This is a genomic window from Azospirillum sp. SYSU D00513, assembly GCF_017356015.1.
Lineage (GTDB): Bacteria > Pseudomonadota > Alphaproteobacteria > Azospirillales > Azospirillaceae > Azospirillum.
On record NZ_JAFIQV010000023.1, the window covers coordinates 80,609 to 104,060 of the forward strand.

29 protein-coding genes and 2 tRNA genes are annotated in these 23,452 nt (G+C 68.6%); 19 read left to right on the forward strand and 12 right to left on the reverse strand.

Going from position 1 to position 23,452, the window contains the following annotated elements; genetic code table 11:
* Positions 1-120: 120 nt before the first annotated feature.
* The 3 genes from JUB11_RS17760 to JUB11_RS17770 all read left to right on the forward strand — a co-directional run bounded on the left by JUB11_RS17760 (position 121) and on the right by JUB11_RS17770 (position 2,608).
* Complete coding sequence (locus JUB11_RS17760; protein ID WP_207459910.1) at positions 121-954, forward strand: N-formylglutamate amidohydrolase; 834 nt, start codon at positions 121-123, stop codon at positions 952-954.
* A 4-nt stretch (positions 955-958) separates the two neighbouring features.
* A complete protein-coding gene (locus tag JUB11_RS17765; protein WP_207459911.1) occupies positions 959-2,122 on the forward strand; it encodes a carboxylate-amine ligase in 1,164 nt (387 codons plus the stop codon).
* Positions 2,123-2,377: 255 nt separating this feature from the next.
* A complete protein-coding gene (locus JUB11_RS17770; protein ID WP_207459912.1) occupies positions 2,378-2,608 on the forward strand; it encodes a hypothetical protein in 231 nt (76 codons plus the stop codon).
* A 116-nt stretch (positions 2,609-2,724) separates the two neighbouring features.
* Here JUB11_RS17770 and JUB11_RS17775 read toward each other — a convergent pair whose 3' ends face one another.
* Positions 2,725-3,186 (reverse strand): Hsp20 family protein, encoded by a 462-nt coding sequence (locus JUB11_RS17775; protein WP_207459913.1) that lies wholly within the window; start codon positions 3,184-3,186, stop codon positions 2,725-2,727.
* A 232-nt stretch (positions 3,187-3,418) separates the two neighbouring features.
* Between JUB11_RS17775 and JUB11_RS17780 the strand changes: the two genes are divergently transcribed.
* Positions 3,419-3,832 (forward strand): DUF1465 family protein, encoded by a 414-nt coding sequence (locus tag JUB11_RS17780; protein WP_207459914.1) that lies wholly within the window; start codon positions 3,419-3,421, stop codon positions 3,830-3,832.
* Between the two features lie 97 nt (positions 3,833-3,929).
* Here the strand turns inward: JUB11_RS17780 and rpmE are convergent, their stop codons facing one another.
* The 3 genes from rpmE to mgrA form a co-directional block, all read right to left on the reverse strand.
* Positions 3,930-4,154 (reverse strand): 50S ribosomal protein L31, encoded by a 225-nt coding sequence (gene rpmE / locus JUB11_RS17785; RefSeq protein ID WP_207459915.1) that lies wholly within the window; start codon positions 4,152-4,154, stop codon positions 3,930-3,932.
* Between the two features lie 160 nt (positions 4,155-4,314).
* Positions 4,315-5,622 carry a solute carrier family 23 protein gene (locus tag JUB11_RS17790; protein ID WP_207459916.1) on the reverse strand — a complete coding sequence of 436 codons (1,308 nt, stop codon included), beginning with the start codon at positions 5,620-5,622 and terminating at the stop codon, positions 4,315-4,317.
* 101 nt (positions 5,623-5,723) lie between these two features.
* Positions 5,724-6,764: an L-glyceraldehyde 3-phosphate reductase gene (gene mgrA, locus JUB11_RS17795; RefSeq protein WP_207459917.1), complete on the reverse strand. Its 1,041-nt coding sequence runs from the start codon at positions 6,762-6,764 to the stop codon at positions 5,724-5,726.
* Positions 6,765-7,054: 290 nt separating this feature from the next.
* Between mgrA and JUB11_RS17800 the strand changes: the two genes are divergently transcribed.
* From JUB11_RS17800 to JUB11_RS17810, 3 genes are read left to right on the forward strand one after another with little or no spacing between them, the layout of a single operon-like run.
* Positions 7,055-8,356, forward strand: a complete 1,302-nt coding sequence (locus JUB11_RS17800) for an aromatic ring-hydroxylating dioxygenase subunit alpha (RefSeq protein WP_207459918.1) — start codon at positions 7,055-7,057, stop codon at positions 8,354-8,356.
* Complete coding sequence (locus JUB11_RS17805; protein WP_207459919.1) at positions 8,356-8,892, forward strand: aromatic-ring-hydroxylating dioxygenase subunit beta; 537 nt, start codon at positions 8,356-8,358, stop codon at positions 8,890-8,892. Before JUB11_RS17800 ends, JUB11_RS17805 begins: the two co-directional genes overlap by 1 nt.
* Positions 8,889-9,707 (forward strand): SDR family oxidoreductase, encoded by an 819-nt coding sequence (locus tag JUB11_RS17810; protein ID WP_207459920.1) that lies wholly within the window; start codon positions 8,889-8,891, stop codon positions 9,705-9,707. The genes JUB11_RS17805 and JUB11_RS17810 overlap by 4 nt, the downstream gene beginning before the upstream one ends.
* A 95-nt stretch (positions 9,708-9,802) precedes the next feature.
* On the opposite strand, the gene glmS is transcribed toward JUB11_RS17810, so the two are convergent.
* Together glmS and glmU are read right to left on the reverse strand one after the other, a co-directional pair.
* Positions 9,803-11,629 carry a glutamine--fructose-6-phosphate transaminase (isomerizing) gene (gene glmS / locus JUB11_RS17815; protein WP_207459921.1) on the reverse strand — a complete coding sequence of 609 codons (1,827 nt, stop codon included), beginning with the start codon at positions 11,627-11,629 and terminating at the stop codon, positions 9,803-9,805.
* 73 nt (positions 11,630-11,702) lie between these two features.
* Entirely contained in the window at positions 11,703-13,055 is a 1,353-nt protein-coding gene (glmU, locus tag JUB11_RS17820) for a bifunctional UDP-N-acetylglucosamine diphosphorylase/glucosamine-1-phosphate N-acetyltransferase GlmU (protein WP_207459922.1), read from the reverse strand.
* 310 nt (positions 13,056-13,365) lie between these two features.
* On the opposite strand from glmU, the gene gph reads away from it, so the two are divergent.
* Complete coding sequence (gph, locus tag JUB11_RS17825; protein ID WP_207459923.1) at positions 13,366-14,049, forward strand: phosphoglycolate phosphatase; 684 nt, start codon at positions 13,366-13,368, stop codon at positions 14,047-14,049.
* Here gph and JUB11_RS17830 read toward each other — a convergent pair.
* Positions 14,046-14,942, reverse strand: coding sequence for a DUF3108 domain-containing protein (locus JUB11_RS17830; protein ID WP_207459924.1), 897 nt, complete (start codon positions 14,940-14,942; stop codon positions 14,046-14,048). The genes gph and JUB11_RS17830 overlap by 4 nt on opposite strands.
* 228 nt (positions 14,943-15,170) lie before the next feature.
* Here JUB11_RS17830 and JUB11_RS17835 point away from each other — a divergent pair.
* Positions 15,171-15,245, forward strand: a tRNA-Val gene (locus JUB11_RS17835).
* Positions 15,246-15,378: 133 nt separating this feature from the next.
* Here the strand turns inward: JUB11_RS17835 and JUB11_RS17840 are convergent.
* Positions 15,379-15,597 (reverse strand): hypothetical protein, encoded by a 219-nt coding sequence (locus tag JUB11_RS17840; protein ID WP_207459925.1) that lies wholly within the window; start codon positions 15,595-15,597, stop codon positions 15,379-15,381.
* Positions 15,598-15,837: 240 nt separating this feature from the next.
* Between JUB11_RS17840 and JUB11_RS17845 the strand changes: the two genes are divergently transcribed.
* Positions 15,838-16,152 carry a hypothetical protein gene (locus JUB11_RS17845; protein ID WP_207459926.1) on the forward strand — a complete coding sequence of 105 codons (315 nt, stop codon included), beginning with the start codon at positions 15,838-15,840 and terminating at the stop codon, positions 16,150-16,152.
* 4 nt (positions 16,153-16,156) lie between these two features.
* On the opposite strand, the gene JUB11_RS17850 is transcribed toward JUB11_RS17845, so the two are convergent.
* Positions 16,157-16,897 carry a hypothetical protein gene (locus JUB11_RS17850; protein WP_207459927.1) on the reverse strand — a complete coding sequence of 247 codons (741 nt, stop codon included), beginning with the start codon at positions 16,895-16,897 and terminating at the stop codon, positions 16,157-16,159.
* Positions 16,898-17,098: 201 nt separating this feature from the next.
* Here JUB11_RS17850 and JUB11_RS17855 point away from each other — a divergent pair, with 201 nt between their 5' ends.
* From JUB11_RS17855 to JUB11_RS17865, 3 genes are all read left to right on the forward strand, one after another.
* Positions 17,099-17,278, forward strand: coding sequence for a hypothetical protein (locus tag JUB11_RS17855; RefSeq protein ID WP_207459928.1), 180 nt, complete (start codon positions 17,099-17,101; stop codon positions 17,276-17,278).
* Positions 17,279-17,450: 172 nt separating this feature from the next.
* Positions 17,451-17,525, forward strand: a tRNA-Val gene (locus JUB11_RS17860).
* Positions 17,526-17,612: 87 nt separating this feature from the next.
* Positions 17,613-18,080, forward strand: coding sequence for a ribbon-helix-helix protein, CopG family (locus JUB11_RS17865; RefSeq protein WP_207459929.1), 468 nt, complete (start codon positions 17,613-17,615; stop codon positions 18,078-18,080).
* A gap of 29 nt (positions 18,081-18,109) precedes the next feature.
* Here JUB11_RS17865 and JUB11_RS17870 read toward each other — a convergent pair whose 3' ends face one another.
* Positions 18,110-18,283, reverse strand: a complete 174-nt coding sequence (locus JUB11_RS17870) for a hypothetical protein (RefSeq protein ID WP_207459930.1) — start codon at positions 18,281-18,283, stop codon at positions 18,110-18,112.
* Between the two features lie 132 nt (positions 18,284-18,415).
* Here JUB11_RS17870 and JUB11_RS17875 point away from each other — a divergent pair, with 132 nt between their 5' ends.
* Both JUB11_RS17875 and JUB11_RS17880 read left to right on the forward strand, forming a co-directional pair.
* Entirely contained in the window at positions 18,416-18,775 is a 360-nt protein-coding gene (locus JUB11_RS17875) for a hypothetical protein (protein ID WP_207459931.1), read from the forward strand.
* A 137-nt stretch (positions 18,776-18,912) separates the two neighbouring features.
* Positions 18,913-19,179 (forward strand): hypothetical protein, encoded by a 267-nt coding sequence (locus JUB11_RS17880; RefSeq protein ID WP_207459932.1) that lies wholly within the window; start codon positions 18,913-18,915, stop codon positions 19,177-19,179.
* 27 nt (positions 19,180-19,206) lie between these two features.
* Here JUB11_RS17880 and JUB11_RS17885 read toward each other — a convergent pair whose 3' ends face one another.
* Positions 19,207-19,839 carry a 4'-phosphopantetheinyl transferase superfamily protein gene (locus JUB11_RS17885; RefSeq protein ID WP_207459933.1) on the reverse strand — a complete coding sequence of 211 codons (633 nt, stop codon included), beginning with the start codon at positions 19,837-19,839 and terminating at the stop codon, positions 19,207-19,209.
* Between the two features lie 112 nt (positions 19,840-19,951).
* On the opposite strand from JUB11_RS17885, the gene JUB11_RS17890 reads away from it, so the two are divergent.
* From JUB11_RS17890 to JUB11_RS17900, 3 genes are all read left to right on the forward strand, one after another.
* A complete protein-coding gene (locus JUB11_RS17890) occupies positions 19,952-20,275 on the forward strand; it encodes a YnfA family protein (RefSeq protein WP_207459948.1) in 324 nt (107 codons plus the stop codon).
* Between the two features lie 134 nt (positions 20,276-20,409).
* Positions 20,410-21,300 carry a pantoate--beta-alanine ligase gene (panC, locus tag JUB11_RS17895; protein ID WP_348771458.1) on the forward strand — a complete coding sequence of 297 codons (891 nt, stop codon included), beginning with the start codon at positions 20,410-20,412 and terminating at the stop codon, positions 21,298-21,300.
* 103 nt (positions 21,301-21,403) lie between these two features.
* Positions 21,404-21,856 (forward strand): flagellar basal body-associated FliL family protein, encoded by a 453-nt coding sequence (locus JUB11_RS17900; RefSeq protein ID WP_348771459.1) that lies wholly within the window; start codon positions 21,404-21,406, stop codon positions 21,854-21,856.
* Here JUB11_RS17900 and JUB11_RS17905 read toward each other — a convergent pair.
* Entirely contained in the window at positions 21,853-22,926 is a 1,074-nt protein-coding gene (locus JUB11_RS17905; protein ID WP_207459935.1) for a M20/M25/M40 family metallo-hydrolase, read from the reverse strand. The two genes, JUB11_RS17900 and JUB11_RS17905, sit on opposite strands and share 4 nt — an antisense overlap.
* A 142-nt stretch (positions 22,927-23,068) precedes the next feature.
* On the opposite strand from JUB11_RS17905, the gene JUB11_RS17910 reads away from it, so the two are divergent.
* Positions 23,069-23,377, forward strand: coding sequence for a hypothetical protein (locus JUB11_RS17910; RefSeq protein ID WP_207459936.1), 309 nt, complete (start codon positions 23,069-23,071; stop codon positions 23,375-23,377).
* The last annotated feature ends 75 nt before the right edge of the window (positions 23,378-23,452 follow it).

Here is a 23,452-nt window from a genome sequence, read left to right on the forward strand (position 1 = left end):
CGAACAAAAGCCCTTACATGTGTTTCATAGCCGTGCCGCCCCTTCCGTCCTTTCCGGCGGGCGGGATTTTCCGTCCGGACGCCTTCCGGGAACCGCCAACCGTTGCCAGATCCTGCAAGCATGACCCTGCCGACGTCACAACCCGTCAACGCCGCCCCGCCACCTCCCCTGCTCGGGCCGGACGACCCGCCGCCCTTCACGGTGCTGAAGCCGGACTCGGATTCGCCGGTCCTCCTGCTCTGCGACCATGCCTCGCGCGCGGTGCCGAAGGCGCTCGGCGATCTCGGCCTGACCGAGGCGGAGATGTGCCGGCACATCGCCTACGACATCGGCGTGGCGGATCTGACCCGCCGGCTGTCGGACCGGTTCGGCGCGACGGCGGTGCTCTCCGGCTATTCGCGGCTGATCGTCGATCCCAACCGGTCGCTCGACGACCCCACGGCCATTCCCGTGGTCAGCGACGACACCGTGATCCCGGCCAACCGGTCGCTGGACGCGGCGGAGGTGCGGCGGCGGGTGGACGCGATCTTTCGCCCCTACCACGAGGCGGTGGCCGCGCAGATCGCCGCCAAGCGCGCGCGCGGGCTGGTGCCGGCGGTGGTGTCCATCCACAGCTTCACCCCCGTGATGCGTGGCGTGGCGCGCCCCTGGCATGTCGGCATCCTGTGGGACCGCGACCCGCGCATCCCCGTGCCGCTGATGGAACGGCTGCGGGCCGATGGACGTTGGTGTGTCGGCGACAACGAGCCCTACACCGGGCGCACGACGACGGGCGGCACCATCGAGACGCACGCGACCCCGGCGGGGCTTCCCAACGTCCTGATCGAGGTGCGGCAGGACCTGGTCGCCGTGCCGGAGGGGGTGGCGCTCTGGGCCGAGGTTCTGGGCGACGCGCTGGAGCCTGTACTCGCCGATCCGGCCATCTACCGGATTCAGCTTTATCCACGGGAGTGACCGCATGGAGCCGGCCTTTACCCTGGGCCTCGAGGAAGAGTACCTGCTGGTGGACCGGGGCACCCGCGACCTGGTGCACAGCCCGCCCGAGGAGATGCTGAAGGCCTGCCAGGACCAGGCGCCCGACCGCATCCATCCGGAATTCCTGCGCTGCCAGATTGAGGTCGGCACGCCCGTCTGCGCCGACATCCAGGAGGCGCGGACGCAGCTCGCCTCGCTGCGCGCCATCGTGGCGGGGGTGGCGGACCAGTATGGGCTGGCGCCCATCGCCGCCTCCACCCATCCCTTCGCCGCCTGGGAGCCGCAGAAACACACCAACCGCGACCGCTACAACATGATGGCGCGGGACATCGGCGCGCCGGCCCGCCGCCTGATGATCTGCGGCATGCACGTGCATGTGGGGATCGAGGACGACGACCTGCGCATCGACCTGATGAACCAGGCGCGCTATTTCCTGCCGCACCTTCTGGCGCTCTCCACCTCCTCCCCCTTCTGGCGGGGGCGCGACATGGAGCGCAAGAGCTACCGCCTGTCGGTCTGGAACGAGCTGCCGCGCACCGGCATGCCGGAGGAGTTCCGCAGCCACGGCGAGTATCTCCAGCATGTGAACATCCTGGTGCAGGCGGGCATCATCGAGGATTCCTCGAAGCTCTGGTGGGACATCCGCCCCTCCTGCCGCTTCCCGACCTTGGAGATGCGCATCACCGACATCTGCACCCGGCTGGAGGATGCGGTGACGGTCGCGGCCTTCTACCGGTGCCTGCTGCGGATGCTGTGGCGGCTGCGCGCGCGCAACGTCACCTGGCGCGCCTACAAGAACCTGCTGATCGAGGAGAACCGCTGGCGTGCCCAGCGCTACGGGCTGGACGACGGGCTGGTCGATTACGGGCGCGGCCGCATCGTGCCCTATCCCGAGCTGCTGGACGAGCTGCTGGAGCTGACCCGCGAGGACGCGGAGCATTTCGGCTGCGTCGCGGAGCTGGAGAACGCCCGCGCCATCCTGGCCCGCGGCACCAGCGCCCACCATCAGGTCGCCGTCTACCGGAAGGCCCTGGAGCAGGGGGCGGCCGAGGGCGAGGCGCTGTCCAGGGTCGTGGACTGGCTGATCGGCGAAACGATGGTCGGCGTCCGCGACGCGGCGGCGGAGGTGCCGTCCGCTTCCGCTTGACGCTGCCCGCCGCGGTCCTTAACCTCCCGTTCATCAGCTCGGACGGGTTGAACAGGGCAGGCAAGAACAGCGTCCGACTCCGCCGTGCGGAAGGCACCGGCGGAATGGACGCGGAAAAACACGCCGAAAACACCGGGGGCCGCTTTCACGGAAGCGGCCCCCATCCTATTTGGAAACGCCCGAGGTGGCGTCCGGGCAGCCCGCCCCGCATCCCGTCACCCCCACCGCAACCCCTCGCCGCATCAGAGAGTTCCCATGGCCCGCAAGAGCAAGAAAACATCCGAAAGCGAATTCGTCCTGTTCGACGTCCTCTACCAGGACGGCGCCCAGACCTCCAACCGCCGGGTTCCCCGTGCCATTCTCGAAGGGCTGGACGGCGACGAACCGGCCCGCGGCGTCATAGAGGAGCAGGACCGCAAGATCGCCGAGATGTCGGGCAACCCGCGCGGCCCGATCAAGACGATCACCCGCTCGCCCAACCAGTGACGGCACTGCCGGTCGCATTCCTCCCCGGAGCGACGAACCGCAAAAACAAAAAAGGCGCCCCGGATGTCCAGGGCGCCTTCTTGCTGTTCAGGCCTGGTGAGCCGGTTTGACCGGGATCAGGCGGCCTGATGGGTGATGGCCGGCTGGTCGTTGGCGCCGGTCGCGATCTGAATGGTGCGGGGCTTCATCGCCTCGGGTACCTCGCGCACCATTTCGACGTGCAGGAGGCCATTCAGAAGATTGGCGCTCGTCACCTTGATGTAGTCGGCAAGCTGGAAGCGGCGCTCGAAAGCGCGGCCGGCGATACCCCGGTAGAGGAATTGGCCGGCCTCCTCCTCCTTCTTAGCTTTAGCCTTGACCAGCAGCGAGTTCTGCTGGGCGGTGATCTCCAGGTCTTCCGGACCGAAGCCGGCGACGGCCATGGTGATCCGGTAGTGGTCCTCACCCAGCTTCTCGATGTTGTAGGGCGGGTAGGAGGCGGGCGCGTCGTCGCCGGTCATCGCGGTCTCCAGGAGACGCGAGAGGCGGTCGTACCCGATGGTCGAACGGAACAGGGGCGAAAGGTCGTAGCTACGCATGACTTATCCTCCGACAGAGCGATAGTGCGGTCCGGGATCACGGATACCGTCGATCCCCGGCTTTGCAGATCCGGCCGACCCCTGATGGGCATCGTCCGGTGGCCTAGAGATAGGTAGGCCGAAATCGCCGTCAAGAGGGTGCCGTGCGCGTCCGCCGCCCTAACTTACGCATTGTTAATCAGTTGCGGCGAGGGTCGGTCATGGGCCATCCAGCCGCGGGAGGAACACGGCCGTGCTTGGATCTGCCACCTTCTTCAACGGACCTTACGACGAGACGATGGCGCTGCTCGTCGAGGCGCGCAACTACATCGCCTATCACGAGGCCTACGACCAGAAGGATCTGCCGCCGCACGTCCGGCTCCAGATATCCTACGAATCGATGCGGGTGACGAGCCGGCTGACCCAGGTCATGGCCTGGCTGCTCGCCCAGAAGGCCGTGCACGCCGGCGAGATCTCGCGCGAGCAGGGCGCCAGCGAGGAGTTCGCCCTGTCGGGCGGCGACATCTGCACCGACCCGTCGGGCGCCGACAACGAACAGCTGCCCTCGGGTCTGCGCAGCCTGCTGGAACGCAGCCACCGGCTCTACATGCGCGTCGCCCGCCTGGACGAGCGGGTGCGTATGGAGGTCCTGCGCGAGGCCGTGTGACGCGGCCCTGCCGGGACGGCGCGGAAGCAAGACGCGCGAAAACGAAAAGGGGCGCCCGGATGGCCGGGCGCCCCTTTTCGTTTCGAAGCCGAGACGCTTACTTCTTCAGGCCGAAGTTCGCGAAGCGCTTGTTGAACTTGGCGATCTGCCCGCCAGTGTCCAGCAGCTTCTGCACGCCGGTCCAAGCCGGGTGGGACTTCGGATCGATGTCGAGGCGCAGCGTGTCACCCGGCTTCCCCATCGTGGAGCGGGTCGTGAACGAGGTGCCGTCGGTCATAACGACGTTGATCTCGTGGTAGGCGGGGTGAATGTCAGTCTTCATGGCCGGGGTTCCTGCTATGCGAGCGGCGTCTATACCAAAGGGCGCCCTCCGATGCAACCCGCTTCCCCGTGCCGGACCGATAAAGCTGCGGAACGGGGAGCGGGCCGGCGGGCGCCGGGCGATCAGGGCGCCATGGGATCAATGTGCGGGCAAGCGGCGATCAGACATGGTCCGACAGGATCGCCTCGGCGTCGCCACCGGTGCCGCGTCCCGGAAGGATGGCATTCAGCACCACGCCCAGCACCGCCGCCAGCGCCATGGACGACACGACGAAGCCGCCGTCGCCGAACTTCAGCGTGGCGCCGCCGATGCCGATGACCAGGATGGTGGAGGAGATCAGCAGGTTGCGCTTGTCGCCCAGATCCACCTTGCCCTCGATCAGCGTGCGGATGCCCGAGGAGGCGATCACGCCGAACAGGGCGATGGACACGCCCCCCATGACGGAGGTCGGGATGGTGGACAGGAAGGCCGACAGCTTGCCCACAAATCCCAGGATCACGGCCAGCGTCGCCGCGCCGCCGATCACCCACACGCTGAAGACGCGGGTGACGGCCAGCACGCCGATGTTCTCGCCGTAGGTCGTCGCCGGCGGGCCGCCCAGCGCCCCGGCCACCATGGTGGCGACGCCGTCGCCGAAGATCGAGCGGTGCAGGCCCGGATCGGCGATGAAGTTGCGGCCGACCACGCGGCTCAGCACGATCTGCCCGCCAATGTGCTCGGCGATGGTGACGAGCGCCACCGGTGCCACCAGCAGGATCATGGCCAGGGCCGACGCGCCCTCCTTCATGCCCGAGAAGAGCAGGTGGAAATCCGGCATGCGGAACAGCGGGGCCGCGGCGACGGCGGAGAAGTCCACCATGCCGGCGAGCGCCGCGATGACGTAACCGGTCAGGATGCCCAGCAGGATCGGCACCACCGTGAAGAAGCCGCGCAGCACGATGGAATAGAGGAAGATGCTGCCCAGCGTCAGCAGGGCGACGATGAAATGCGGCAGGCTGTATTCGCCGCCGCCAGCCGTGTTCTGCGCCATGCCCACGGCGACCGAGGCGAGGCCGAGCCCGATCACCACGATCACCGGCCCGACCACGATGGGCGGCAGGATGCGCAGCAGCCACCGCACGCCGAAGGCGCGGATGAGCAGCGCCACCGCGACATAGACCGCACCCGCGGCGCAGGCCCCGATCAGCGCGCCGCCGACGCCGCCGATCTGGGTGGCGGTGACGATGGGACCGATGAAGGCGAAGGAGGAGCCGAGATAGGCGGGCAGCCGCCACTTGGTGAAGGCCAGGTAGATCAGCGTGCCGAGCCCGCTGGTGACCAGCGCCACCGACGGGTCGAGCCCGGTGAGGATCGGCACCAGCACATTGGCGCCGAACATGGCGAAGAGATGCTGAAGGCTGAGCAGAAGGAACGTCCCGGGCGGCGGACGTTCGTGGACGTCCAGCACCCGGTCGCTTGGCGGCGTCATGAAAGGGGTTCCCGTGGCGATTATGGTTCGGGGCGGAGGGGTAGCGCAGCCGGGGCCGGGCGGTCAAACGCTCCGGCCCCGCCCCTCGACCTCTCGGCCCATCAACCGGCTTCGGCCGTGGAGGAGTTCCGCCACAGGTTGATTTCGCCGTCCACCGCGAAGCGGTCGATCTCCGCCAGCTCCTCCGGCGAGAAGGCGGTGTTCTGGAGCGCGTCGAGCGAGTTGTCGAGCTGCTCCACGTTGCGGGCGCCGATCAGGGCGGAGGTGATGCGCGGGTCGCGTAGCACCCAGGCGATGGCCATCTGCGCCAGCGTCTGGCCGCGGCGCTGGGCGATCTCGTTCAGCGCCCGCACCCGGTCCAGGTTTTCCTGTGACAGGAAATTCGCCCGCAGCGACCCGCCCTTGGCGGCGCGGGCGTCGGCCGGCTGGCCGTTCAGGTATTTGGTGGTCAGCAGCCCCTGGGCCAGCGGCGAGAAGGCGATGCAGCCGATGCCCAGATCCTCCAGCGTGTCGAGCAGCCCGCCCTCGACCCAGCGGTTCAGCATGGAATAGGAGGGCTGATGGATCAGGCAGGGGGTGCCGAGATCCTTCAGGATCGCCGAGGCCCGGCGCGTCATCTCCGGCGAGTAGGAGGAGATGCCGACATAGAGCGCCTTGCCCTGCCGCACCGCGTGGTCGAGCGCGCCCATCGTCTCTTCCAGCGGCGTGTTCGGATCGACGCGGTGGGAATAGAAGATGTCCACATACTCGAGCCCCATGCGCTTGAGGCTCTGGTCCAGGCTGGCCGTCAGGTACTTGCGCGAACCCCAGCTGCCGTAGGGGCCGGGCCACATGTCGTAGCCGGCCTTGGTCGAGATGACCAGTTCGTCCCGGTGCGCGCGGAAATCGGCCGCCATCACGCGCCCGAAATTCTCCTCCGCCGAGCCCGGAGGCGGGCCGTAGTTGTTGGCGAGGTCGAAATGGGTGACGCCCCGGTCGAAGGCCCGGCGCAGCACGGCGCGGCCCGTCTCGAACACGTCGGTCGCGCCGAAATTCTGCCAGAGCCCCAGCGAGATGGCCGGCAGGTCGAGCCCGCTCCGCCCGGAACGGCGGTAGCTCATCTTCTCGTAGCGGGACGCGTCGGGGCGGTAGGTCGACTGCATGGGCTTCTCCTGCTTCTCGTTTCGCCGGGGTGCCGGTGTTCGGAACTCTGATATATCAGAATGCCGACATTCGGCGACGCGGAAAACCGGAGGGCGGCCATGCGCGGCGGGGTGGGAGCGGCGCGTCAGGCTTCATGAACGACGAACCGGGCGCGAGACGGCGATGGCAGACGAAGAGGAACTATCCCTATTCGCTGAGCCGGTTCGGGTAAATATGACCGGCCCGGCGTCCGGTTATATGCGGCTGCATGACTTGTCTTCCCGCAGGGCGGTCGGACAAGAATGACGCCATGACCACACCGAACGACCTCCCCCTCCAGGATCTCGTGCACCACGACAAGGTGCATCGGTCCGTCTACACCGACCCTCACATCTTCGACCTGGAGATGGAGCGGATCTTCGGCCGCGCCTGGATCTATGTCGGGCACGAGAGCCAGATCCCGGAGCCCGGCGACTATCACGAGGCGCTGCTGGGCCAGCAGTCGGTGCTGATGGTGCGGGCGAGTGACGGGCGGGTGCATGTCCTGTTCAACCGCTGCCCGCACAAGGGGGCCAAGCTGGCGACGTTGCCCTGCGGCAAGCTGGGCAAGGTGATCCGCTGCCCCTTCCATGGCTGGAACTTCGCGCATGACGGGCGGCTCGCCTCGGTCCCCGTGCGCAAGGGGTACGAGGGAACGGCCTTCGACGAATCCGACCCGGACTTCTCGATCCGCCGCGTTCCGCGCACCGGCTCCTACCGGGGCTTCGTCTTCGCCAGCTTGGCCGAGGACGGGCCGGACCTTGAGACCTTCCTGGGCGGCATCCGAACCTCGCTGGACAACTTCTGCGACCGCGCGCCCGACGGCGAGGTGGAGGTGGCGGGGGGCGTGTTCCGGGTCTGGCAGAATTCCAACTGGAAGATCTTCCTGGAGAACCTGAACGACACTTCCCACCCGATGGTCACCCACGAATCGGCCATCAACGCCGCGCGCGACGGGCATTCCGACGCCGAGGGCGGCATGCCCTTCCGGCTGCACATCATCGCCGGCAACGGCGAACCCTACGTCTTCTGGGACGAGCTGGAGATGGTCGCCTTCGACCGTGGCCACAGCTACATGGGGGCGATCTTCACTCCGCCGAAGGACCCCGTCTCGCTCGCCCACATCGCGGCGCTGGAGGCCGTGCACGGGCCGGAGAAGACTCGCGAGATCCTGTCCGTCCAGCGCCACAACTCCGTCATCTACCCGAGCTGCTCGCCCCATTCCTCCTTCCAGCAGCTCCGCGTCATCCGCCCGGTGGCGGTGGACCGCACCCTGGTCGAGATCTACACCTTCCGCCTGAAGGGCGCGCCGCCGGAGGTCTTCCAGCGGGCCGTGGTCTACGCCAACGTCGTCAACTCCCCGTCCTCAAACGTCATGCCGGACGACATCGAGGTCTATGCCCGCTGCCAGGAGGGGCTGAAGGGCGACGGCGGCGACTGGGTCAGCCTGCACCGCGACGCCGGGCGCGACCGGTTCGAGGACGGCCGTTACGTGGCGAACGGGCTCAGCGAGCTGCCGATGCGCAACCAGTACCGCGCCTGGGCGCGCTACATGTCCGGGGAGGACGCGTGATGGGCGCCGGCGCACAGAACGGGCAGGGCGGGTTGCCGGACATCCGGTCGATCGAGCGGTTCCTGTACCGGGAGGCGCGGCTGCTGGACGAGCGGCGCTGGTCGGAGTGGCTGGCCCTCTTCGCGGAGGATGGCGTCTATTGGGCGCCGCTGACCCACGACCAGCCGGACTGGATCGACCACGCCTCCCTCTTCCATGAGGACGCGCTGATGCGCCAGGTGCGCGCCCGCCGGCTGGAGGAAAAGCGCGCATGGTCCCAGCAGCCGCCCACCCACACGGCGCGGATCGTCGGCAACGTCCATTTCGACGAGGAGGCGCGGTGGCCAGGGCCAGGGCCAGGGCAGGGACCGGAGCCGCGCATCGTGGTCCGCTCGACCTTCCACGTGATGGAATGGCGGCACGACACCAAGCGGCTGCTCGGCGGCTTCTACACCTACCATCTCCTGCCGGAAGGCGAGAGCTTCCGCATCGCGCTGAAGCGAGTGGACCTGATCGACCGCGAGGGCGCCCACGAGATGCTGGAGGTCTTCCTGTGACGGGCCTTCCCGTCACGGACTCGCTCGGTGCCGCCCTCGGCCTCCAGGGCAAGGCCGCCATCGTCACCGGCGCCGCCCGGGGCATCGGCGCCGCCATCGCCCAAGGCCTGCACGCCGCCGGCGTCTCCGTCGCCCTCGCCGACATCGACGGCGCGGGCGTGCAGGCCGGCGCCGCCGCGCTGGGCGAACGGGCGCTGCCCGTCGCGATGGACCTGCGCGACGACCACTCCCTCGACGCCTGCGTCGAGGCCGCCGCGACGGCCTTCGGCCGTCTCGACATACTGGTCAACGCCGCCTGCACCTACCAGGACAAGGGCCTGGGTTCCACCCGCGCCGAGTGGCTGGAGGCCCTGAACGTCAACCTTGTCGGCGCCGCCATCCTCACCGACAAGGCCGCCGCCCGCATGGGCGAAGGAGGCGTGGTCGTGAACATCGGCAGCGTCGGCGGCAAATTCGGCGCCGCCGGCCGCGCCCTCTACCCGGCCTCCAAGGCCGCCCTGATGCAGTTCACCAAGAACGCCGCCGTCTCCCTCGCTCCAAAGGGCATCCGCGTCGTCACCGTCTCGCCCGCCTGGACCTGGTCGCCCGCCCTGGAGGCACTGGCCGGCACGCCGGAGCATGCGGACGCAGTGGGCGGCAGCCTTCACCCCGCCGGCCGGGTGGGGCGGGGGGAGGATGTGTCGGGGGCGGTGCTGCTGGCCTGTTCGGGGCTGGCGGGGTTCGTCACCGGGGTGGATATCCCGGTGGACGGGGGATTCTCCGCGCTGGGGCCGGACCAGGGGCGGGGACCTAAGGGGTGGTTTGGGGTGGGGTAAGAAACGCCGGTTTTGAAAAAGCGCTTTATTAGGAATTTGAAAAAAGAAAGGGACCGAGCCCAAAGGCTCGGTCCCTTTTCATTAGCAACCTTTGCTCACTCCACCGTAACCGACTTCGCCAAGTTCCGCGGCTGGTCCACATCCGTGCCCTTCAGCACGGCGGTGTGGTAGGCCAGCAACTGCACCGGGATGGCGTAGAGCAGGGGGGCCACCAGCGGGTCGCAGGCGGGGAGTTCGACGGACCAGCGGACGCGGTCGCCGAGCTTGTCCACGCCCTTCTTGTCGGCCAGCAGCAGCACCTTGCCGGAGCGGGCGCAGACTTCCTGGACGTTGGAGACGACCTTTTCGAACAGGTTGTCCGTCGGCATCAGCACGATGACCGGGACGTTGTCATCGATCAGGGCGATTGGGCCGTGCTTCAGCTCGCCGGCGGCGTAGCCTTCAGCGTGGATGTAGCTGATCTCCTTCAGCTTCAGGGCACCCTCCAGCGCCAGCGGGTACATGGCGCCGCGGCCGAGATACAGCACGTCGCGGGCCTCCGACACCTCCTGGGCCAGTTCCTTCAGCCGCTCGTCGTGGGCCAGCACGTCGGCGGCGCGGGCCGGGACCTCGCGCAGGGCCTGGGCGATCTGCTGCATGCGCTCGGCCGGGATGGCGCCGCGGGCGTGGCCGACGGCGACGGCGAGGCAGGCGAGCGTGGTGAGCTGGGTGGTGAAGGCCTTGGTGGAGGCGACGCCGATCTCCGGGCCGGCCATGGTCATCAGCACCGCGTCGCTCTCGCGGGCGATGGTGCTCTCCGGCACGTTGACGACCGACAGGATCTTCTGACCCTTGCGCTTGCAGTAGCGCAGCGCCTCCAGCGTGTCCAGGGTCTCGCCGGACTGGGAGATGAACAGGGCCACGCCGCCCTCGGGCATCGGGGCCTCGCGGTAACGGAACTCCGACGCGATGTCCACCTCGACCGGCAGCTTGGCGATGGTCTCGAACCAGTATTTCGCGACCACGCCGGCGTAATAGGCGGTGCCGCAGGCGACGATGGTCAGCCGCGTGGCCGAGGCGATGTCGAAGGGGAACTCCGGCATCGTCACGGTGCTGGTGCCCGGATTGATGTAGGCGTTCAGCGTGTCGCCGATGACCTGCGGCTGCTCGTAGATCTCCTTCAGCATGTAATGGCGGTAGCCATCCTTGCCGATCAGCGCGCCGGACAGGGCGGTGGTCTTGACCGGGCGCTCCACCACCGCGTCGCCGGCGTCGTGGATGGTGCAGCCGGCATGGGTCACCTCCACCCAGTCGCCGTCCTCGAGGTAGCAGATGCGGTTGGTCAGCGGCGCGAGCGCGAAGGCGTCGGACGCCAGGTACATCTCGCCTTCGCCGTAGCCCACGGCCAGCGGCGTGCCGTGGCGGGCGCCGATCATCATCTTGTGCTCGCCCGCGAAGATCAGCACGAGCGAGAAGGCGCCGGTGAAGCGCTTGAACGCGGCGGAGGACGCCTCGACCGGCGTCATGCCCTCCTTCTCCAGGTAGTGGGTGACCAGATGGGCGATCACCTCGGTGTCGGTCGCGCTCTCGAACACGTAGCCGTGCCCGATCAGCTCGTCCTTCAGCTCCTGGTAGTTCTCGATGATGCCGTTGTGGACGACGGCCACGCGGGGGGTGGCGTGCGGGTGGGCGTTGTCCTCGGTCGGGCCGCCGTGGGTGGCCCAGCGCGTGTGGCCGATGCCGATGGTGCCCGGCAGCGGCGCGTCGCGCAGCTTCATCTCGAGGTTGACCAGCTTGCCCTCGGCCCGGCAGCGCTCGATCCGGCCGTTCACGAGCGTCGCGACGCCCGCGCTGTCGTAGCCGCGGTATTCGAGCCGGCGCAGACCCTCCACCAGACGGGGGGCCGCGTCATACGTGCCGATGATGCCGATGATGCCGCACATGAACCGGAACTCCTGATAGGGTGGCAGCGGGGCGTCCGAACCGATGGGCCGACCGGAAAGGCCGGCGACGATCCTACGCCTTTTTTGCTTTCTCTTTTTGTTTTCCTTCGCGGAACCGCGTGGCCCAGCCGGGGTAAGACTGCTGACGCGCCCGCGAGACGACCAGCGCGTTGGCCTCGACGTTGGCCGTCACCACGCTGCCCGCGCCGACGATGGCGCCGTCCCCGACCGACACCGGCGCCACCAGCGCCGTGTTGGATCCGATGAAGGCTCCGGCGCCGATGTCCGTGTGGCTCTTGCTGAAGCCGTCGTAGTTGCAGGTGATGGTGCCGGCGCCGATGTTCGCCTTGGCCCCCACCCGCGCGTCGCCGACATAGGTCAGGTGGTTGATCTTGGCGCCGGGCTCGACGACGGCGTTCTTCACCTCGACGAAATTGCCGATGTGGACGTCGGCGCCGATCCGCGCGCCGGGCCGCAGCCGGGCGTAGGGGCCGATCTGCGCGCCAGCGTCGATGGTCACCTGCTCCAGATGGCAGAAGGGCTTGATCTCCACCCGGTCGCCGACGGTCACCCCGGCGCCGAACACCACGCCCGGACCCACCACCACGTCGCGGCCGAGCCGCGTGTCGGCGCTGAAGAAGACGCTGTCCGGGTCGATCAGCGTGGCGCCGCCGTCCATCGCCGCCCGGCGCAGGCGCCGCTGCAGCAGCTTTTCCACCTCGGCCAGCTCGGCGCGGGAATTGACGCCGACGACCTCCGACGGGTCGGCCTCCACCACGGCGCAGGCCATGCCGGAGGCGCGGGCGATCTGCACCGCGTCGGTCAGGTAGAATTCGCCCTTGGCGTTGTCGCTGCCGATGCGGCCGATCAGGTCGAACATCCGCGCCCCGTCGAAGGCCATCAGCCCGGCGTTGCACAAGGTGACGGCGCGCTCTTCGGCGGACGCGTCGAGATACTCGACGATCTTCTCCAGCCCGCCCCGCCCGTCGAGGATCAGCCGGCCATAGGCGCCGGGCTCGTCGGGGCGCATGCCCAGCACGACCACCGCCGGGTCCTCCGCGCCGCGCCGCGCCGCGACCATGGCACGCAGGGTGTCGGGCGAGACCAGCGGCGTGTCGCCGTACAGCACGATCACGTCGCCCGTGAACCCCTCCAGCAGCCCGAAGGAGGCGCGCACCGCGTCCGCGGTGCCCAGCTGCTCGGTCTGGACGGCGGTGGGGAAGGGGGCGACCGCCGAGGCGACCTGCTCCATGCCGGGGCCGACCACGACGACGACGCGGTCGGGCTCGAGCGCCTGTACGGCGGCGAGCACATGGCCCACCATCGGCCGTCCGGCGACGCGGTGCAGGACCTTCGGCATGTCGGACTTCATGCGCGTGCCCTTGCCGGCGGCAAGGATCACGCAGGCGAGCGGACGGTTGGTCATGCCTTTCTCGAATCCCCTGACTGGAATCCCCTGGTGCCGGCGCGCGGGAAGCGCTGCGCGCGGCGTCTCGATCCTCTGATTGCCACAGCCGGGGCACCAAACCCAAATCAACTTTACGGACAGGACGTTATATGCACCGTGAAAGGACTGGTCCGCCGGTCGTATTTCCGTGACCTCGGCCATCACTTTGGCGATCACTGCGCCATGCGACCTGATGTCCCATGACCGGGCGCGCGCGTGACGGCGCGGAGCATCCCTGCTATCGATTCGGCAAGCAAGAATCCAAAACGAAACGCTTGGGAGGATTTCGATGCGCTTTCCTTATTCCGCGCTGGTCTTCGACTTCGACGGCACGCTGATCGACAGCGCGCCGGACATCACCCGCGCGCTGAACCGCACGCTGGCGCAGTATGGCCGGCCGGAGGTGACGGTGGCGCAGGTGCGCACCATGATCGGCGACGGCTCGGCCATGCTGCTGCGCCAGGCCTTCGCCGCGACCGGCGGCGAGCTGGACGCGGAGGCGGCGAAGCCCGTCCTCGCCAACTACATGGACGTCTATTTCGAGGAGGCGTCGCAGCCCTCCACCCCCTTCCCGGACGTGGCGGAGACGCTGGGCTGGTTCCACGGCCAGGGGGTGAAGCTCGGGCTCTGCACCAACAAGCCGGAGAAGATCACGCGCAAGCTGCTCGGCCTGCTCGGGCTGGATCACCTGTTCAGCGCCGTGGCCGGCGGCGACACGCTGCCCGTGCGCAAGCCCGACGGGCGCCACCCCGGCTGGGTGCTGGAACAGCTCGGCGTCGATCTCGCCGCCGGCCACCGGGCGGCGATGATCGGCGACAACGCCCACGACGTGAAGGCCGCCCGCTCCGCCGGCATCCCGGTGATCGCCATGAGCTACGGCTATCCCCGCATGCCGCTCGACCAGCTCGGCGCCGACCTCATCGTCGACCGCTTCGCCGACCTGCCGGACGCGTTGCGGCGGCTGGCCGGTTAAGGCTTCGCCGCCGGACGAGTGCCGGACGCGGAGACGGGCCGGGGCAGGGGCGACGCCCCGGTCAGGTGGACCACCACCCCGCCCAGCCCGCTTTCCGTCTCGATCCGCACCGGCACCGGGGGACCGCCCTCGGTGACCGGGGCGAACCAGACCTCCACCGGCGGGCGGGGCTCGCCGTCGCCCTCGCTCCGGGCGAACAGGCGCTGTCCCATCAGGCTCGGCGGCGGCTTGCGCGAATAGCCGGCGATCGGCTTGTAGGTCACCTGGCAGCGCCGCGCCGCCCCGGAGAAGGCCGAATAGCCGGACGGCGCGATGCGGTCCATGCCGAGATCGGCGAAGACCATGTCGTAGCGGCGGCGGCCGTCATAGACGGGCATTGTGCCGGCGCAGCCGCGCCCCTCGCCCGCCCCCAGCATCACGGCCAGCATCGCGGTCACCGGGTCCAGCGTGCCGCGCTGAAGCTCGTCGGGCACCGGCTCGCGCTCGTCCTCCTCCGGCGGCGGGACCGCCGTGACCTGCACGCCGCCGCGCGCGTCGTAGCGCAGGGTGACGTCGCGCGGCTCTCCCCGCCACAGGCTCGACAGCTCGTACAGCTCCGGGCGCGGCACGCCCCGTGCGAGGGTGCCCAGGCTGGTCACCCGCGATTGCCAGCTCAGCAGGCGCCCGACGAAGCCGTCGGTCTCCGCGTCGATCCGCAGGCTGTAGCGGCCGGCTTCCATCACCAGTTCGGCCTGGCCCTTCAGGGGACTCATCCCGCCGACATGCGCCTGATAGGCGGCGCGCATGCCCTGCGCGCCCGCCATGTCCGGCACCAGGAGCGAGGCGAGGAGCACCGCCGGCAGAAGGGAGCCCGATCGCCGCCGTCCCGCCGCACCCCCGGTCGCCTGCCGCATGTCCCGCATCCATCCCTGTTTCGGAGAGAAGGCCTGTTTCGGAGAAAAGGCCTGTTTCGCAGAAATGGATTATGGAGCGAAAAGCCGCGCTTGACATCCCGGAACCGCATCTTTAGAAAGCCGCTCACCGCAGCCGAGCGCTCCGCCGAACACCGGCGGGAAGGCACTCCGGCAAAGGCTTCGGGACTGGTCCCGGTTCGAACGAACCCGGCACGGTCCCTCTGGGATGGGCGCATAGCTCAGCGGGAGAGCACACCCTTCACACGGGTGGGGTCGTAGGTTCAATCCCTACTGCGCCCACCATCCCCTTCCTCCGAACATCGGAGATCCGGGGGATGATCCGTCCCAAAACACCTCAAAAACACTGTCTGCTGAAATGGACCGGGCGCGGCGCGCACCGGTTTTTTTGTCGTGTCTCGGCTCTGCCTTAGACCCGTCAAATTCCGGATGAGGGCGCCCGGTTGCGCGGGTAGGAGGCGAAGGGCACGGACTCCTCCGCGGACACGTCCCCGTCCGCCGAGATGGTCTGCGCGCTGGCGGACACGCCGGCCTCCTCGGACGCGGCACCGCCCTCCGCGACCTGGTTCTCTCCCGTGGCGCAGCCCGCGAGAAGGAGCGCGGCCAGGCAGCCCGCCGCTAAAAATCCGTGCCTCAATCGAGCCTCCCAGCCACTGGTCGATGCCGGTGCCACGCACCGCGTCTTCGGAAACAAGGCGGAGGCCATCGCGTTTCAGCCACGCCGTGACAAAATTGGGCGCGCCAGGGACCGGACGGACGGCGCGTTGCCGGAGGGGGACGAGCGGACGCGCGCCCTGTTGAGGACTCACGGGCGCTGGAGCGGATCGCGGCCTCTTGCCACCCCTCGCACGCTGCCCGGCTCCCTGGGAGGGGCGCCATGAGCGAATCAGCAACGCTTGCCGACGGGCCGGGAGACGCCCGGCTTCCCTTCGTGAAAAGCCGGTCCTGGGTCTGCCCGAAGAACAGCCGGCCCAGGCTGTACCGCGTCGGCTTCGACCGCGATAACCGGCCCGTCCGCTTCGAAAGGCTGGGCAGCCTCCATGAACGGCGCGCGCTGGTCGTGGCGTGGCGCACGGCCTGCGGCGCCTGGGTCGGCAAGTACCGCGCCGACACGGGTTACGTGACGGCGCGCCTGTCCCCGGCGGAGGTCGCCTACATCGAGGCCGTGGGCCGGATCGCGCTGACCGCCTGACCCGCTACCAGCCAACGGAACAGCCGGACTCGACGGGGAAGCCGAGCAGCGCGAGGTTTTCCCGCTCGAACAGCTCCAAGGGGTCGCCGGCGTTGAGCGATATCTCCGTCGCGCGCCCTGTGAAGAAATGGGTGGTCTCGGAAACGATGTTGTCGAACAGGCTGTAGGCGACGTTCGCCGTGTCCTCATCCTGAACGCTGTAGGTCAGTTCCTGCTCCAGGGAGATGCTGTCGGTGAAATCCCCGTCGGGATTGACCAGGAACAGGAAGGAATCGTGGAAGAAGGAAAAGGTCCCGCTTTCCCCGCGCAGGAAGGCGGACAGGCCGTCCGCGCCGGTGTCCGGGCGATCGTCCGAAATGCCGAGCGTGGTCCGGTCGGTTTCCTGCGGCCCGGCCGTGTTCTCGATCACGTCCTCCTGCCGGATCCCGCCGACCTCGGCGGAGATGATGACGCTGTTGTATCGCGGCTCCTGGTCGATGTAGCTGGTGAAGCTGGTCCCGTCAGTCTCCACGACGGGGTCGTTGAAGTTGATGGCGTAGGACAGGGTGAACTCCTCGCCGGAGATGTCCTGGCCTAGGAACATGCCGCGTTCGGCAACGCCGGTCGCACTGACCACATACAGCCCTTCGAAATCATCGTCGGCACCGTGGCCTTTCCCGTGATCCTTGCCGTGGTGGCCGTCATGCCCGCGGCCATGGCCGCTCTTCTCCCGGTCTTTTTCGTGCCCGTCCGTCCTGTTCGACATGGTTTCCTCCCCGAAATCCGATGGCACCGGACCCTGCCGATTCTGCTTCCGGCGGAGCCCCCGGCAGTGGGCGCGTTGGTACAGTGACCCTCTTGCCGATCCCGCTCGCCTGAGGAGCGGAAAGGAAAAAGCGGCGCCCGAGGGAGCAGGCCGCCCCTTCACCCGTTATCCAGACCGAGACGATCATTGGAGGGACGAGCGATGAAGGGTCTGCGTCTGGTTCTGGTCGCCGTGGCCGTGGCGGTTTCGGTCGGCGCGTGCAGCAAGGGCGCCACGGTCGGCGGGCTGGGCGGCGCTGCCGGCGGCTACGCGGTGGACGGCAAGCGGGGCGCCGTGATCGGCGGCCTTGGCGGTGCCGCCATCGGCTCCGTGGTGGACTGAATTTCGGCCTGAGGGGCGGCCCGCGCCGGGCGGCGGGAGGGGCCATGCGCCTTCCCGGCCCCGGGCGCGGCCCCTGCGAAAAAATCCTGCACGGCGAGGCTTGCCTTTCCTGCCGCGCCGGTGCTAGGGTCCCGCCGCAATCGCTTGAGACCAAAGCGGTTTTGCCTGGAATGGGCGCATAGCTCAGCGGGAGAGCACACCCTTCACACGGGTGGGGTCGTAGGTTCAATCCCTACTGCGCCCACCATCCCTTTCCCCCGAATGCCGGGGACGCAGGGATGGACCATTCCACTTTCTTTCCGAACCTTCCCGTCTCCTGGGCACCGGACCCGTGATGCCGCCGAACGAACGTCCGGAACCGGGTTTCTCCGCATCGACCATCAGGCTGAGCCGCGAGCTGCTGGAGCGGCTCCAGGCGCGGGCCGCCGCCGAGGGCCGCTCCGCCGAGGAGTGGGCCGAAGCCGCCTTGCGCGCCCTTCTGGCCGATGCAGCTTCGGACACCGCTCCGCAAGAAGAAGCCGACCCTGCACGGCGGGCGGCCGCCTTGCGGCGCAGCGGGCATTCCTTCAACGAGATCGCGAAGCTGGCCGGGCTGCCCTACGCGCATGTGCGGGATGAGTGCTCCGGCGTGGCGGTGGACGCGCGGGCGACCATCGCGCGTCTGTGGGGCGAGGGCATGGAGGCTGCGCAGATCGCCGACGCTCTGGCGGCGCTGCGCGTCGCCCACGATCCCGCCGACATCGCCAGGCAGGCGGACCGCAATCCGCACCGCACCGTCGGGCTGGACGTCTATCGCTCCTGACGGGCGGTCATCCCTTTCTCCGGATCACCCTACCGGCGCGGCATGCGCGCGATGCCGGCCTTGAGCGCGGCCATCTCCAGCCGGATGGCCTGATATTCCTGCTCGGCCGCCCGGTCGAGGCGGCGGAAGGCGTAAAGCACCGCCGGAATGGCCATGAGCAGGAGCGCCATGACCAGAGGTTCGAAAAGGCCTTGGAAGAGCATGGCTCCATCCCTCCTTCTGAAGTCCAGGAGAAGTCTGGCGACAGAGAAAGGGCGGCGCCTGTGATGTTTCTGTGATTCGCCTTCCCGGATAGACGATAAATCATAAGACCTGGAGATTAGCCAAAATGGTTAATGTGGCAGATCCACAACGAATTCCGGCTTTGCTTCGGCGTTAACCAAGTTCCGATTTACGAAAAGCGCGTGTGGAGCAATCATGGCGTCGTCGCCATGAAGAGCGACGGTCCCCGACGGAATGGTGCTGCGATGCTCAAAGAGGAAGTCTGCGCCCTCGATCAATACATTACGTCCATCCCGAAGGAATTGTGGGCCTTGGCTCGTGATGCCTGGAAGGAACTGGCCGACAATCCTTTCATTCCGATCCTCGACAAGGATGAAATCGCCCGGCTGATCTGCTCTCCGGGGTTCCAGGGATACTTGGAAAGCGAACGACGTCTGCGCCAGGACACGCTGTCCTGCAAGAGCCTTTGCTGACGGGAACGCGGAACAGGACGCCTGGCCGAGGGGCATAGCGGCCACCGTCCTGGCCGCATAGCCCGAATGTTTTTCAATCTTCTCCCGGTACGCGTGCGTATTGCTGTTCACGAGGCAATGATGAGCGCCGTCCCAAAATGCACATTTCCAACGCCCCCGTTGCAGAGCAGTCACACCCGTTCTCGGCGCTCGCGACCACGCGCGGGGAGCGTCCCGTGCTCGCCGCCGTCGGCAAGCGGCTGACCGAGATGGACACGGACGCCCTGGTGTTCCTGCACCGGATCTCGCGCCGGCAGTTGCTGGAGCATGTCTATGGCGATGAACTCCGGAAGCTGACGGGCGGGTTGCTGATGATCCGGCTCGAGGTGCGGAGGCGCGGGCTCGACCCGCAAACGCTCCTGTAGGCTCCGGCGCACTCCGGCGGCTCACTTCTACCCGACGCTCCACCAGTCCGGTTCCGCGGCCGGGCTGGCCCAGTCCCGTACCGCTAGGGCGAGGTTGAGGGCAGGGTGGGGAGCCTTGTGGAAAAGGAACCACCGCCGCCCCTCGATGTCCGCAGTCCAGGCGCCCTCGCCGGGGCCCTCGGCGACCCGGTCCTTGCGGTCGGCGACCTGCGTGATGCCGACGGACGTGGCTTTGGCCACCGCCTCCCGCAGCGTCCAGATGCGATAGAATTCGTCCGGGCCGGCAGCGGCGCGCGCGCATTCTTCCGGCCCGAAGGCGAAACGCGCGATTCCCGCGAAGTTGCGGGAGGGCCGGTGCGCCTCCACGTCGATGCCGACCGTCCCCACGGCGCAGACCGCCGCCGCGACCCATCCTCCCGAATGGGACAGCGAGACGGAGGGGCCGGGCGTGTCCTTTCCCGTGACCGCGACTGGACGGCCGGACGCCTCCGTCACGATGCGCCACTCCTCGGCCGCCAAGCCCGTGGCCGTGCCCAGCATGCCGCGCAGCAGGGCACGTCCCACACGGCTGCGGCGCTGCGCTCCCTCGACCGCCGCACCCCAGCGGCGCAGGGCGGTCTCGGCCTCGGGGCTGTCTTCTTCCAGCAGAATTGCGAGCATCGGCGGGTCCGGAACATGCGGCGGGCGCGCGACTATAGGCCGCCCGGCCGCGATTGACACGCCCGCGCCCGCCCGCCGACTATAGCCGCGGACCGGGGGGCATGGCATGGGCATGGCGTTGGTGGTGTATGCGGGCGCGGCCCTGGCGGAGATCGCCGGATGTTTTTCCTTCTGGGCCTGGCTGCGGCTCGACCGGTCGCCGCTCTGGATCGTGCCGGGAATCCTGTGCCTACTCGCCTTCGCCTGGGCGCTCACGCGCATCGACACCGATTTCGCCGGGCGCGCCTACGCGGCCTATGGCGGGGTCTACATCGCGGCGTCGCTGGCCTGGGCCTGGGCGGTGGAGGGAAACCCGCCGGACCGTTGGGACCTGATCGGCGCCGCCGTCTGCCTGACCGGGGCCGGCATCATCCTGCTCGGTCCGCGCGCCGGCTGATCGTTCTTCCGTAGGCGTCTCCACCTGCCGGAAATGATCGGTCGAAAAGAAAGCCCCGCTGGACAGGAACAATCGTTCCGGAGTATTCCCACGCGAAATTCGACGCCCCAGCCCCCTGTCGTGGAGATGCCGCCGTGCCGACCCTGGCCCCCGCCGCAAGAACCGAAGGGAACGCGCAGCTGCCCGTCGCGCGCACGGTGGCGGACCTGCGCGCTCGGGTTGCCGCTTGGCGCCGGGAGGGGCAGACGGTTGCCCTGGTGCCGACCATGGGCGCCCTGCACGAGGGGCACCTGACGCTGGTCCGGCAGGCGAAGGAGCGGGCCGGCCGCGTGGTCGCCAGCCTTTTCGTGAACCCGACCCAGTTCGCTCCGCACGAGGATTTCGACCGCTACCCGCGCGACGAGGCCGGCGATGCGGCGAAGCTCGCTTCGGCCGGCTGCGACCTGCTCTACGCCCCGTCCGTCGGGGAAATGTACCCGGAGGGGTTCGCGACCTCCATCGCCGTCGGCGGCCCGTCGGAGGGGCTGTGCGGCGCCTTCCGCCCGCACATGTTCGGCGGCGTCGCCGTGGTCGTGACCAAGCTCTTCCTGCAGGCGCTTCCGGATGTCGCCCTGTTCGGGGAGAAGGACTACCAGCAGCTCATGGTGATCCGGCGCTTCACCCGCGACCTCGACATTCCGGTGCAGGTCGTCGGTGTGCCGACGGTGCGGGAGCCGGACGGACTCGCCCTGTCCTCGCGCAACGCCTACCTCACGGCCGATGAGCGCGCCCGCGCGCCCGAATTGAACCGGGCGCTGGCCGAGGCCGCCGCCGCCCTGACGGCGGGCGCCGAAGCCGCCGAGGTGATCGAGCGCGCCCAGGCGCGCATCGCCGCCGCGGGCTTCGGCAACATCGACTATGTGGAGCTGCGCGACGCGGAAAGCCTGGAGCCGGTCGCGCGGGTGGAGCGTCCGGCGCGGCTGTTGGCCGCCGCCTGGCTCGGCAAGGCGCGGCTCATCGACAACCTGCCGGTCGCGGCGGGCTGAGCGGATGGCAGGCGACGCCTGCGCCGTGGTTTGACGGCATCTGCCGTCGGGCCTAAGTTTCGTGGGAACTTCCCAGGGTCCGTCCGGACCGGAAAGGCGCGACGTGAAGTTCTTTCCGCGGAACGAGGACGGCGAGCCCGCGTCGCTTCTCCCGGTCTTCGTCGTGGCGGGGCTGCTCGGGCTGACGGTGCTGGGCAGCCTCGGCGCCTGGGTGATGTCCGGGGCGCAGCCCGACGTCGAAGCGCGCATGGGGCCGAAGAAGACCTACGCGCGGCTTCCGGAAATGTCCTTCACGCTGGGCGGCGGGGCCGGCCGCAATGTCGACATCCAGGTCCTGCTGGAGGTCGATCCCGGCGTCGGCGGGGCCGACGTCGATCCTTATGCCCCGCGCATCGCGGACCGCTTGGCCGACCACCTCCGCGACGTCGATCCGGCGCAGCTCTCCGGTGCCGGGGGCGCCAGGCTGATGAAGGACAGCGTCGCCGCCGCGGTCGGCCGGGAGCTGCGCGGCGTCCGGGTGCGCAACGTGCTGCTCGACCGCATGGTGGTGCGTTAGCCGAGGCGCGGGGTGAAGTCCGTGTCCGGCGTGATCCGCCGGCAGAAGGCGGCCATCAGCCGCGCGCAGTTTTCCACATCCGTCAGGCTCACCAACTCGCAGGGCGTGTGCATGTAGCGCAGGGGAATCCCGAGAAGCCCCGTCGCCATCCCCGGCCCGTTGATCTGCATCGCGTTGGCGTCGGTCGGGGTGGCCCCCGGCGCGACGCGGAGCTGGAAGGGAATGCCCTCCTCGCTTGCGGCCCTGCGGACCAGGTCGAACACCACCGGGTTGGTGTTGGCGCCGCGCGAGACGCTGGGCCCTTTCCCGAGGTCGAGCTGGCCATATTGGGCCTTGCTGACGCCGGGATAGTCGATGGCGTGGTCCACGTCGACCGCCAGCCCGGCCTGCGCGCCGATGGCCTGCGCCGCCGTCCGGGCGCCGCGCGACCCGATCTCCTCCTGGACGGTCCCGACGGCGTACACACCCACACCCTCGTGCAGGCCGCCCTCCTCCTTCAGCAGGCGCAGGGTTTCGGCGACGATGAACAGGCCCAGCTTGTTGTCGAAGGCGCGCGCGGCGGCGCGGTCGCCCAGCAGCGGTTGGAACTCGTGCTGGTAGGTGACGACGTCGCCGACCTGCACCGCCTCTTCCGCCTCGGCGCGCGAGGAGGCGCCGATGTCGATCCAGAGGTCGCGGAGTTCCGGCTTCTTCTTGCCCTCTTCCCCGCCGAGCAGATGGATGGCCTTGCGGCCGATGGCGCCCGCGACACGGCGGCGGCCATGCACCCAGACCATCTGGCCGACCGGAATGATGCTGTCATGCCCGCCGATGGCGCTGAAATAGAGCAGCCCTTCGTCGCTGATGTGATGGACGATGAAGCCGATCTCGTCCATGTGTCCGGCCAGCATGATCTTCATGGTGGCACCCGTGTTCACCGCCGCCGTCACGTTGCCGTGCACGTCGGTGGTGATGCGGTCGGCGTAAGCTTCGGCGTAGTCCCGGTAGAGCTGCGCCACGTGCTGTTCGAAGCCGCTGGGGGATGGGGCGCTGATGAGCCGCTTCAGGAATTCGAGCGATTGTTCGCGCATCGGGCAGGGGACTCCTGGCGGGTGGGGCTGTGCTGCGCAGGTAACTCCCTATGGTCCGATACGTTCCCTTCGATGCCGGGGCTATGCGCCTGGACAAAAGGCATATACAAATTAGCTAAGTTTTTATCCACCGGAGAGGATCATGACTTTCGACGCGTTCGCCGAGCAGTCCGCGCACAGCTTCATCGCGGAAATCGACGAGGTCGCGGCCCATCGGGGCCTGCGGTTCGAGGAGGCGGTCGAGGCCGTCTACGACATGCTGGAACAGCCCTGGGGCCACGCCGCCATGCGCCAGATGGTCTGGGACAACCTGCGCGACGCCGAAACGGCGGAGCAGGAGGAGCGGGCGGCCAAGCTCCGCGCCTTGTACAAGGATGTCTGCCGCCGCTACACCGGCCACCATGACCGGCGCGCCGAATCCGGCCGGGACACCGCACCCGTCTGGCACTGACGCCATCGGCCACTCCACTCATGAAAATCCCCTTTCACGCCGGGCGGAAGAGGGGATGAGGAGAAGCGCCGGACC